This is a genomic window from Pseudoalteromonas sp. 19-MNA-CIBAN-0066, from assembly GCF_040308705.1.
GTDB lineage: Bacteria > Pseudomonadota > Gammaproteobacteria > Enterobacterales > Alteromonadaceae > Pseudoalteromonas > Pseudoalteromonas nigrifaciens.
In genome coordinates this window covers 1-10,128 of the sequence record NZ_JBEONZ010000058.1, presented here as the reverse complement: position 1 = coordinate 10,128, position 10,128 = coordinate 1, and the positions used below count along the sequence as shown (strand labels likewise).

Below are 10,128 nucleotides of genomic sequence, written 5' to 3'. Positions count from 1 at the left end.
GCGCCTTTCACCACCACCTAAATTAACTCGCTTTGGCTCATTAGATTTAGATGGAGCACTTGGCGCTATTGGGTAGATTGTGATTTTTAACTAATTTTATAAGCAATAACGAGTTACAAGTTTAAGGGTGAACGCGTTATTAGTTTAAACACAGGTATTTAAATATAACCACTTAATTAATAATCAACGGGTATAATTAATCAGCTATACGTCTGATATTACTGAACTCCACCATTTTGGGGTTTTGCTACATTTAGAAAAGGTAAGGCGAAGCTAACTAACTGTTTACAGTTGTTTATTTTATAGCTTGGTTAAGTTGTTGTAATATAGGGGTATTTCGATTTGTGAAATGACAAATATCGTAGGCTAATTTTTAGTCGTGCCGTTGTAACCTCCGGCTGCTGTGATACTATAGTGATACATTACTTAAGTTCTAGATAGGATTTTTTATGAAAGTTGAGCTAGTTACGACTCTTAAACGCCAAGCTACTAAAATATTAGCTGATCTTCATACTTCAAAAGAGCCTGTGTTAATTACAGAACATGGTAAACCATCTGCTTATCTAGTTGATGTTGATGATTATGAATTCATGCAACAACGAATAGCAATCCTTGAAGGTGTAGCGCGCGGTGAACAAGCTATTAAAAATGGCCATTTATTCTCTAATCAAGAAGCAAAAGAGAAAATGAGTAAATGGCTGAAATAATATGGACATCTCCAGCTCTCGATGATTTAAATTATGTTGCTGAATATATTGCTTTAAATAATCTGATTGTGGCTAAAAAATTGGTTCAAAAAGTATTTGAGAAAGTATCAAGGTTAGAAAATCATCCAGAATCAGGTAAAAGGCCTGCTGAGCTAAATAACTTAAACTACCGAGAAGTTATTGTTAATCCGTGTCGTATTTTCTATAAAATTGAAAATGATAAGGTTTATATTTTACATGTAATGCGACAAGAGCGAGATTTACGCAGGTTTCTTTTACAGAATTAAATACGGTTAACAAGTAAATCCACTAGTATGAAAATTTGGCTGAATCCATCTTGATTACTAAGAAAATCGCAAATTAAAATAGAGCGACAAGTGCAGTTTAAAAAATATAACAGGGCTTTTAAACGACCAAAATTTTTCTCTTAAACAGCTCTCAGCCCATATTTAGGACAAGCAACCACCAGGTTTAATACCACTTGTATTAAACCTGACAGCCAAAATCTACCAAGCTACATTTAATTAGTCGGCATTAAATAAATTTCGCGTACGCTGTTGCGCTGGTTTGCTTCAATAGCAAAAAGTACTGCGTCAGCGACATCTTGTGGGTCGAGTTTGTCGGGTTTAGCTTCATCAAAAAATGGGGTATTTACCATACCTGGTGCTATGGTTGTACAGCGGCCATTCCACTCGCTCATTTCTTCTGCTAAGTTTTGTCCAAAGCCATAAGCAAACCATTTAGTTGCACCGTAAATAGAGCCGCCAATTGGCTTACGGCCAGCAGCGGAGCTGGTTAAAATGAAGTGTCCGGTGGTTTCGCGTAAATATGGCAGCGTTAGCTTTGCAGTCCACAATAGGGCTTTAATGTTTATATCGATCATGGTTGACCACTCATCGGGATCACCTTTTTCAGTGCCAGCAGTTGAAACGCCCATGCCTGCGTTAGCAAAGGCTACATCTAATCGGCCAAACTTTTCAATGCCTTTGGTAACTACGTTTTCAAGGGCGGTAAAGTCGGTTGCATCTGCGGCTACGCTCAGTGCGTTATCTGAGCCTAGCGACTCAACTAACTCCGTTAACTTATCTTCGCGTCTAGCGGTAAGTATTACTTTATGACCGTTGTTTACTAAGGTTTTTGCCGTTGCTTCACCAATGCCACTAGAAGCGCCGGTTATGAGTACTATTTTCTCTTTTGCCATGGTTTTTTCCTTGTTAACAAATGAATAAAGGCGCAGCTCAATGTGCGCCATGCAGTTATTGCGCTATGTCAAAATTGACTGATAAATCGTCAGCTTGCGTTAGGCTAATTTGTTTTAGTTGATAAATATTAAAATCAGCATCTATTTGCTCTGCATCGTCTATGTGTGCGCTACATGTATAAGCAAGTTGATAGTCGCCTGGTGTTATGAATGCGAGTTCAAATTCGTATTCATTATCGTCCGCATCAAATACAACATTGGCAGTCGCTAACGGAGCGTTCTCAGGCGTTTGGTCATCTATTTCATGCATATCTGTAGGGGTTTGTGCTTGCGCAGAATAAAGGTAAACAGCATGACCAAATGATGAATTATCAGCGGCAAGAGCAATGTTATCAGTCTCGCAATTGTTTATAAGTGTTTGGCTTACAGTGCCTTCAATATCTTGTGATTCAGAAAGGTTTTGTAAACGCACGCCGCGAGGTTTTAAAAATATTTCGTCATTATTTTGTGGATCAACTAACGATTTTTTTAAATCAAACTCTAATACAAACTCGTTGTCGGTTTGATTGAGTGTAAAGCCATCTAACTGAATTTCACCCACGCCATCGTTACCTTTTCTTTTTACGATAAGCGGTGCAATGCTGCCGTCTTCATAAACTACGTGAGATGTTAAGCTAAGGTTGTTCGTGTCGCCGTTTATCACTTGTGCGCGGATCCACGAATAATCCCCAGCGGGGACTTCTTGATCGTTAAGTAATTGAAAAATATCGTCGCCCGTATAGTCTAGTAAATTGACCATTTGCGCTAAGGTGGAATCGTTTTTAGAGCGAGTTGCAAAGCTAACTTCTTCACCTGCTTGGGCTTTAATTGTTATTGAATCAAACACCACGTTAACTTGTTTTAAACCAGTGACAGGTGCGTCGGAAATGCCTAAACTAAAAGTGGTTTTATCACTTGCTTGCGGTGGGGTTGTTTCAGCCTCGTCATTTGATGAGCCACAGCCTGCTAAGGCAAAAATAATAGCGCTACTTAATATTGTTGATTTAAAGTTCATGCTTGTTTCCTTTTATTTGATTTGTTAAGTGTATGTATTTAACCCTTAACCTAAATTGAATTAAAAATATGAAGAGTTAGAACTTTTAACATGCTGTTTTAAGTGGTTTTTAATTTTATCGATTTAATTGTTTTTTACTATATACTCGCGCCACTTCTTTTGAAGTCGTTTTTATTAAATTTAACCATAATTTTGCTGAGTTTCAGCCACATTTATCGGAACAAACATGAAAGATAAACTTTTAGCATTTTGGCAAAGCCATTCAGAAACAATCATCACTTTAGGATACAAAGTGATTCTAGCTTTGGTGATTTTAATTGCCAGTGGCGTAATTGCCCGCGCTGTTAAAAGAGCAGTTAATGGCTCTAAATCGCCGCTTAATAAATTAGATAAAACTTTGCTGCCTATTATTTCTCGCCTTTCGAGTTACTTGGTTTATATAATTGGCTCGTTATTTATTTTAGATATTTTTGGGGTCAATACCGCCAGTTTAGTGGCACTAATGGCCGCTGCAGGTTTAGCAATTGGTTTGGCGTTAAAAAGTACGTTAAGTAATATAGCTGCAGGTATTATGTTATTAATACTGAGACCTTTTAAAGTAGGTGACTTTATTGATGCCAGTGGTACATCGGGTACGGTGAGCGAAATTAACTTATTCACTACTATTTTTAAAACCACCGACGGCCTTTATATAGCCTCTCCTAACGGCAAAGTGTGGGGTGGTAATATTAAAAACTTTACCCGTAACGGCAAAAGACGCATGGATATTGTAGTGGGTATTTCGTATGCCGATTCAATAGACGATGGCTTAAATGTACTTAAACAAATAGCCTGCTCAGAAGGGCGTTTACTAGCAGAGCCAGCGCCAAAAGTAATGGTGGTATCTATAGCCGAAAGTTCGGTAAACCTACAATTACGCGCATGGACTGTAAATGGTGATTACTGGCAAACAGTGTGGGATCTTAATAAGCGCGTTAAAGAGTCTATTGAGCAAGCAGGGCTAACAATTCCATTCCCGCAGCGCACTTTGCACTTACCTGAGTCGCTAGCAACAAGCGTTACAATTAATAAAGACACTGCAAAAGTAGATTAATATTAGCAGTATCAGCACACATAAAAATAGCGAGCTAAGGCTCGCTATTTTTTGTTGTATCGTTTGTAATTATTTAACCTGAACTCTGGTTAAGAGATTTACTAACGTATTGAATCGTATTTATATTTTATTTTCTCTAGCCAGAGGTTTTCAGTGAAAACAAGGCGAATTTACGCGTCAATAGCTGGCCTATTGCAAGTAAATTCAACGCAGTTAGTGCTGAAAATAGCTGCTTGAGATAAGTTTATTATCCGGAGCTCAGGTTATTTAGCTTAAGTAAGTAATTAACCTTCTAATTGAAAGTCGTACACTGAGCCTAAATTAAGTAGTTGGGTTAGCTCATCAAGTGCTTGGTAACTTTCGCTCAGCAGTGCTGGGTCGGCAAAGTCTTTAGCACCTAATTGATCGCGGTAGTTACGTTGTGCCCAGTTACACAATTGTGTGTATTTAGTATCGGTTAAAATAACGTCTGGGTTTACTGCAGCGAGTTCTTGCTCGTTCAAAGCAACCCGTAAACGCAAGCAAGCTGGGCCGCCGCCATTTTGCATACTTTGGCGTAAATCAAAAAAGCGTACTTGGTTTATAGGATTATCGGCCATGATTATTTCTTCAATGTAGTCGTTAACCGCGCTATTACGTTGGCACTCTTTTGGCGCTACTAATAACATAGAGCCATCACTTAGGCTTACTAGTTGGCTATTAAATAAATAGCTACTAACTGCATCTTGAATACTTACTTTACTTGTAGGTACTTCAATAATATAAAATTGTTTATTACCAACATAGGCTTCGCGAATATCTTGCAATGCTTGCTGTTGATTTAAAAATGCTTGCTGATGGCACAGCAGTACGTTGGCATTACCTACTGCAATAACGTCGTTATGAAAAACCCCTTGGTCAATCACATCAGGGTTTTGCTGCAGTAAAATTTGGCTGGTATCTTTTAAGTTGTGCAAGCGGCAAATTGCTTCAGAGGCTTCGAGTGTTTGCCTTGCAGGAAACTTAACCGGTTTTGGTAAATGGCTGTTAAATGCACTGGCCCCAAATACAAACATTTCTAGGCCTTGCTCGCCATGACTGTCGCAAAAACGGGTGTGATTTGCTGCACCTTCATCACCAAAAAAGCCTTGATCGGGTAAATGGGTATGATGCGCAAAGTGGTTTTGGTTATTAAACATTGCTTTTAACAACCGCGTTGTGGTGGCAGGCTCTAACGAGCGATGAAACTTATTGTTTAAATTTGCAGCGGTAAAGTGCACTTTACCATCGGTTGTATCGGGCGATGGCGACACAGTTGCGGCGTTTGCTGTCCACATTGCTGAGGCTGAATAACATGCGCGTAATAAAATAGGATCGGCGTTAAAAGCTTTATTAATAACTTGCGCGTCGTTACCGCTAAATCCCAGGCGGCGCAGTATATTTAAGTCGGGACGTGCATGGGGGGCAAATACACCTTGAGTTAAGCCTTTGTCGTGCATGGCTTTCATTTTTTCAAGGCCTTGAAGCACCGCCTCTTGGGGGTTTGAAAAGCTAGCGGCGTTATTTAACGAAGCAACGTTACCATACGATAACCCCGCATAATTGTGGGTAGGGCCAACTAAACCATCAAAATTAACTTCTAAGGCAGGCATACACATTCCAAATAAATTGTTTAATAGAACTAACAATACAATGCATTGGGTTTACTTGCAAAGCGACACCAACAAGAAAAGCTTAACGGCTGAGAATACGCTCTTTATCAGCGGTAGTACGCGGATTATTTGGCTCGTTTACTTGCCAAAAACTAACATCTAAACGCCATAGTAAATAAAGTGTGTGATATAAATTAAACATAGCTTTTCCTTTGATTTTTTTTAAACACATAAAGTAATAGGAAGAAGTATGCCAACGTTTAATTGAATATTTTATGAATACGAATCAATGAATTAGTGTTTTATATAAAAAAGTTGCTAGCTTTTTGCACTTATATGGTGGGTTTTTTGGGCTGTATGCACTTATTTGATACACGCGCTATTTTAAACGGTTTATGCATTAATCAGATAAATCGTTAACGACTAAGTCGAGTAACTGCATTAGTTGTTTTGCTTGCTCTGTATTTACGTTATTAAATTTACACAGCACTTTGCTAGGTATATCAGCCGCTTTTAGCTTTAGTGATTGCCCCTGTTGAGTGAGTTGCACTAAACGCTTGCGCTTGTCGTGCTCGTCTTTTACTACGGCAAGTAATGACTTATCGGTCATTTTTTTTAGTATTTGGGTCATTGCACCGCCATCAATCGCGGTGTTATTTATAAGCTCGGCAATGGTTATTTGGTCCTGCTCCCACAATGCCATCATTACTACATACTGCGGGTAAGTTAAATTAAGCTCAGCTAACGGCTCCCGATAAGCGCGAGCAATACTATTAGATGCCATATACAAACGATGACATAACTGATTTTTTAATTTTAACTGCTCAAACGACATGCTTTAATCTCTTTGCTGAATAAAGTGCATTTTAATTTGCATGCAAAGTATTTGCAATCTATATTTAGTTGTTCTATTATTTTGCACACAAACTAAATAAATTAATTTTTTAAATTGTGGAGTTCATTATGAATGTATTACAAAACGTTGCCTATACAGCAAAAGCAACTGCAACCGGTGGCCGTGAAGGCACAGCTAAATCTGATGATGGTCGTTTAAATGTAGATTTATCAACTCCCAAAGGCTTAGGCGGCGATGATGGTAAAGGGACTAACCCTGAACAATTATTTGCAGCAGGTTACGCGGCATGCTTTATTGGCGCGCTTAAATTTGTAGCAGGCAGCGAGAAAATTACTCTGCCAAGTGACACGCACATTAACTCAGAAGTGTCGATTGGCGCTATTGACGGTGGTTTTGGTATTGCAGTTAAGCTAGCGGTGTCGCTGGGTGATATGGATAAAGCGCAAGCACAGGAGCTTGTAGATAAAGCGCACTTAGTATGCCCATATTCAAACGCAACACGCGGTAATATTGAAGTTGAGCTGTCGGTTATTTAATAACGGCACTCGCTAATATTTAAAAAGCACACAATAACCTTGTGTGCTTTTTTGTTTTTGAGGTCATAAAAAATAAACATACGAAAAATCGTATATTCACTATTTCATATATTCATTTTTTGTTTTATTGTGTACATATTAACGATACGAGGACGCTATGGAACAATTCAACCCCCTGCAATTTTATAAATGCCTAGCGGACGATACACGGTTAAAGGCCATACTGCTTATTGCTGATCAGCAAGAGTTATGTGTTTGCGAATTAGTTGCGGCACTTAATTTAAGCCAACCTAAAGTGTCACGTCATTTAGCACAGCTTCGCCAATGCGGATTGCTTACAGATCGAAAACAAAACCAATGGGTGTACTACAGTATTAATAAGGCACTACCAGATTGGGCACAAACAGTAATTACGCAAACACGTGTTGCAACAGCATCATTTTATAAAAGTGATTTAGAGCGCTTAAATGCTATGGGTAATCGCCCTGAGCGCTGTTGCTAAGTAACCTGATCTGTGGGTAATAAACTTATCTCAAGCAGCTATTTTCACTGAAAACCTCTGGCTAGAGAAAATAAAATTAAATATAACTATGACTCAATACGTTAGTAAATCTCTTAACCAGAGTTCAGATTAAGTAATTAATATAACAAAAGGTATTTTATTATGACCATTAAAGTAGGCATTAACGGTTTTGGCCGTATGGGGCGTTTAACGCTGCGCGCAGCGGTTGACTGGCCAAATATAGAGTTTATAAAAGTAAATGATATAGCGGGCGATGCTAAAACCCATGCCCATTTATTGGAGTTTGACTCAGTGCATGGGCGTCTACATCATTCTGTTACTGCTACTAATAATATTATTGAGGTTGGCAAACACAATATAACTGTAAGCAACCATAAAACCATTAACGACAACGATTGGTCTGGTTGCGATGTAGTAATAGAAGCTAGCGGTAAAATGAAAACGACCCAGTTACTAAATGCGTATTTAGCCCAAGGTGTTAAACGCGTGGTGGTGACCGCACCGGTAAAAGAAGAGGGCATTTTAAATATAGTAGTAGGGGTGAACGATCATCTTTATAAGCCAAGTGAGCACAAAATAGTTACTGCGGCCTCCTGTACCACCAACTGCTTAGCGCCTATTGTGAAGGTACTGCAACAAGAGGTGGGAATTAAACACGGCTCCATAACCACTATTCATAGTATTACCAACACGCAAACCATTATTGACGCACCACATAAAGACCTACGCCGAGCACGTTCTTGTGGCACAAGTTTAATACCAACAACAACAGGCAGCGCAACAGCTATTACGCATATTTTTCCTGAGCTTAAAGGTAAATTAAACGGCCATGCTGTACGTGTACCACTTACTAATGCCTCAATTACCGATTGTGTGTTTGAACTGCAGCGCAGCGTTAGTGAAGATGAAGTAAATGGCTGGTTTAAAAGTGCGGCTAATAACGAGCTTAAAGGTATTTTAGGTTACGAGGAAAAACCACTGGTATCGATTGATTACGCAACCGATCCGCGCAGCAGCATAATAGATGCGCTTTCAACTATGGTAATTAACAACACTCAGCTTAAATTATATGCTTGGTACGATAACGAGTGGGGCTATGCAAATCGTACTGCAGAGCTAATGCTAAAAGTTGGTTTAAGTGATCAATCAAGTTAATAGGCTAATTTAATGTTTGCGCAACTAGCTAACTTACCAAGCTCACTAAAACAGTATTTTATCATTACCGGCAATTATTGGGCTTTTACTTTAACCGATGGCGCACTGCGAATGTTAGTGGTGCTGTATTTTCATCAGTTAGGTTATGGCGCATTAGCGATTGCTATGTTGTTTTTGTTTTACGAAATATTTGGCGTGATCACTAACTTAGTGGGGGGATGGTTAGGAGCGCAACTTGGCTTAAATAAAACCATGAATATAGGCTTAGGGCTGCAAATACTTGCGCTTGCTATGCTTTGCGTGCCAACAGATTGGTTAACGGTTGCTTATGTAATGGCAGCACAAGCGTTAAGTGGGATTGCCAAAGATCTTAATAAAATGAGCGCCAAAAGCGCGATTAAATATTTGGTGCCGCAAAACAGCAGTGGGCAAAGTCAATTATATAAATGGGTTGCCATACTTACAGGCTCTAAAAATGCATTAAAAGGAGTGGGCTTCTTTTTAGGTGGGGTACTGCTTACTTTATTTGGTTTTGTTGGTGCGTTGTTTACTTTAATCGTTTTATTGAGTGTTGCCTGGGTTATAAGTTTAGTCTTTTTAAAAGGCGATATAGGTAAGGCCAAAAACAAACCTAAATTTAAAACGTTATTCTCTAAATCTCGCGCTATTAATTTACTTAGCACCGCACGATTGTGTTTATTTGCCTCGCGAGACGTGTGGTTTGTAGTGGCTCTGCCTGTGTATTTAGCCACGCAATTTAACTGGAACCATACTTGGGTGAGTGGCTTTATGGCACTGTGGGTAATAGCGTATGGGTTAGTGCAATCGCAAGCACCGCGAATTACTGGGCAAGTTATTACCTCTGGTTTTAATACAGTTAATAAAGCATATAAATGGGTTACGCTATTGTGCGTTGTAACTGGCGTTTTAGCGCTGCTAATGCAATTTAATAGTGCGGTAAATTATACGCTTATAATGGGCTTATTTATTTTTGGTGGGGTATTTGCGGTTAACTCATCACTACATAGTTATTTAATAGTGAGCTTTGCCAGCAGTGATGGTGTGTCGCTCGATGTAGGCTTTTATTACATGGCCAATGCCATGGGGCGCTTACTGGGCACTGTGCTTTCTGGTTGGGTATTTCAGGCTTATGGGTTAGCGGCGTGTTTATGGGTTAGTGTTTTTTTACTTATTATGGCTGTAATAGCCACCGCCTTTTTAGCTAAACGTTAAAACTAAACTTTTGTATGAGATTGCTGTTTTTACACTAAATTAATAGCTTCATTTTATAGATCAACTAGGGCGTGTTGATCTTTGTGGTATGAAAAACAAACAGCATGAAGATAAGGTATAATTGAATTCGCCAGAAAAC

The 10,128-nt window shown here is 39.0% G+C and carries 11 protein-coding genes; 7 read left to right on the top strand and 4 right to left on the bottom strand.

Annotation, left to right across the window (positions count from 1 at the left end; translation table 11 throughout):
- Positions 1-449: 449 nt before the first annotated feature.
- Positions 450-707, top strand: a complete 258-nt coding sequence (locus AAEZ18_RS17585; protein ID WP_011329809.1) for a type II toxin-antitoxin system Phd/YefM family antitoxin — start codon at positions 450-452, stop codon at positions 705-707.
- Positions 695-994 carry a type II toxin-antitoxin system RelE/ParE family toxin gene (locus AAEZ18_RS17580; RefSeq protein ID WP_089369124.1) on the top strand — a complete coding sequence of 100 codons (300 nt, stop codon included), beginning with the start codon at positions 695-697 and terminating at the stop codon, positions 992-994. Before AAEZ18_RS17585 ends, AAEZ18_RS17580 begins: the two co-directional genes overlap by 13 nt.
- A 233-nt stretch (positions 995-1,227) precedes the next feature.
- Here AAEZ18_RS17580 and AAEZ18_RS17575 read toward each other — a convergent pair whose 3' ends face one another.
- Together AAEZ18_RS17575 and AAEZ18_RS17570 are read right to left on the bottom strand one after the other, a co-directional pair.
- Positions 1,228-1,908 (bottom strand): SDR family oxidoreductase, encoded by a 681-nt coding sequence (locus AAEZ18_RS17575; RefSeq protein WP_350595398.1) that lies wholly within the window; start codon positions 1,906-1,908, stop codon positions 1,228-1,230.
- Positions 1,909-1,963: 55 nt separating this feature from the next.
- Positions 1,964-2,962 (bottom strand): DUF4382 domain-containing protein, encoded by a 999-nt coding sequence (locus tag AAEZ18_RS17570; protein WP_350595399.1) that lies wholly within the window; start codon positions 2,960-2,962, stop codon positions 1,964-1,966.
- A gap of 226 nt (positions 2,963-3,188) precedes the next feature.
- Between AAEZ18_RS17570 and AAEZ18_RS17565 the strand changes: the two genes are divergently transcribed.
- Complete coding sequence (locus AAEZ18_RS17565) at positions 3,189-4,055, top strand: mechanosensitive ion channel family protein (protein ID WP_350595401.1); 867 nt, start codon at positions 3,189-3,191, stop codon at positions 4,053-4,055.
- Positions 4,056-4,339: 284 nt separating this feature from the next.
- On the opposite strand, the gene astB is transcribed toward AAEZ18_RS17565, so the two are convergent.
- Entirely contained in the window at positions 4,340-5,686 is a 1,347-nt protein-coding gene (gene astB / locus AAEZ18_RS17560; protein WP_350595403.1) for an N-succinylarginine dihydrolase, read from the bottom strand.
- 400 nt (positions 5,687-6,086) lie between these two features.
- Entirely contained in the window at positions 6,087-6,521 is a 435-nt protein-coding gene (locus tag AAEZ18_RS17555; protein ID WP_089369127.1) for a MarR family winged helix-turn-helix transcriptional regulator, read from the bottom strand.
- Positions 6,522-6,649: 128 nt separating this feature from the next.
- Here AAEZ18_RS17555 and AAEZ18_RS17550 point away from each other — a divergent pair, with 128 nt between their 5' ends.
- The 4 genes from AAEZ18_RS17550 (at position 6,650) to arsJ (ending at position 9,989) form a co-directional block, all read left to right on the top strand.
- Positions 6,650-7,078 (top strand): organic hydroperoxide resistance protein, encoded by a 429-nt coding sequence (locus tag AAEZ18_RS17550; RefSeq protein ID WP_011329816.1) that lies wholly within the window; start codon positions 6,650-6,652, stop codon positions 7,076-7,078.
- A gap of 157 nt (positions 7,079-7,235) precedes the next feature.
- Entirely contained in the window at positions 7,236-7,580 is a 345-nt protein-coding gene (locus tag AAEZ18_RS17545) for a metalloregulator ArsR/SmtB family transcription factor (protein WP_011329817.1), read from the top strand.
- A 162-nt stretch (positions 7,581-7,742) separates the two neighbouring features.
- Positions 7,743-8,756: an ArsJ-associated glyceraldehyde-3-phosphate dehydrogenase gene (locus AAEZ18_RS17540; RefSeq protein ID WP_086996797.1), complete on the top strand. Its 1,014-nt coding sequence runs from the start codon at positions 7,743-7,745 to the stop codon at positions 8,754-8,756.
- A gap of 12 nt (positions 8,757-8,768) precedes the next feature.
- Positions 8,769-9,989 (top strand): organoarsenical effux MFS transporter ArsJ, encoded by a 1,221-nt coding sequence (gene arsJ / locus AAEZ18_RS17535; protein WP_350595405.1) that lies wholly within the window; start codon positions 8,769-8,771, stop codon positions 9,987-9,989.
- Positions 9,990-10,128: the final 139 nt, after the last annotated feature.

What these genes read in the sequence shown, in the direction of transcription:
- AAEZ18_RS17585 (WP_011329809.1), top strand. Translation starts at nt 450, where the DNA reads ATGAAAGTTGAGCTAGTTACGACTCTTAAACGCCAAGCTACTAAAATA.
- AAEZ18_RS17580 (WP_089369124.1), top strand. Translation starts at nt 695, where the DNA reads ATGGCTGAAATAATATGGACATCTCCAGCTCTCGATGATTTAAATTAT.
- AAEZ18_RS17575 (WP_350595398.1), bottom strand. Translation starts at nt 1,908, where the DNA reads ATGGCAAAAGAGAAAATAGTACTCATAACCGGCGCTTCTAGTGGCATT.
- AAEZ18_RS17570 (WP_350595399.1), bottom strand. Translation starts at nt 2,962, where the DNA reads ATGAACTTTAAATCAACAATATTAAGTAGCGCTATTATTTTTGCCTTA.
- AAEZ18_RS17565 (WP_350595401.1), top strand. Translation starts at nt 3,189, where the DNA reads ATGAAAGATAAACTTTTAGCATTTTGGCAAAGCCATTCAGAAACAATC.
- astB (WP_350595403.1), bottom strand. Translation starts at nt 5,686, where the DNA reads ATGCCTGCCTTAGAAGTTAATTTTGATGGTTTAGTTGGCCCTACCCAC.
- AAEZ18_RS17555 (WP_089369127.1), bottom strand. Translation starts at nt 6,521, where the DNA reads ATGTCGTTTGAGCAGTTAAAATTAAAAAATCAGTTATGTCATCGTTTG.
- AAEZ18_RS17550 (WP_011329816.1), top strand. Translation starts at nt 6,650, where the DNA reads ATGAATGTATTACAAAACGTTGCCTATACAGCAAAAGCAACTGCAACC.
- AAEZ18_RS17545 (WP_011329817.1), top strand. Translation starts at nt 7,236, where the DNA reads ATGGAACAATTCAACCCCCTGCAATTTTATAAATGCCTAGCGGACGAT.
- AAEZ18_RS17540 (WP_086996797.1), top strand. Translation starts at nt 7,743, where the DNA reads ATGACCATTAAAGTAGGCATTAACGGTTTTGGCCGTATGGGGCGTTTA.
- arsJ (WP_350595405.1), top strand. Translation starts at nt 8,769, where the DNA reads ATGTTTGCGCAACTAGCTAACTTACCAAGCTCACTAAAACAGTATTTT.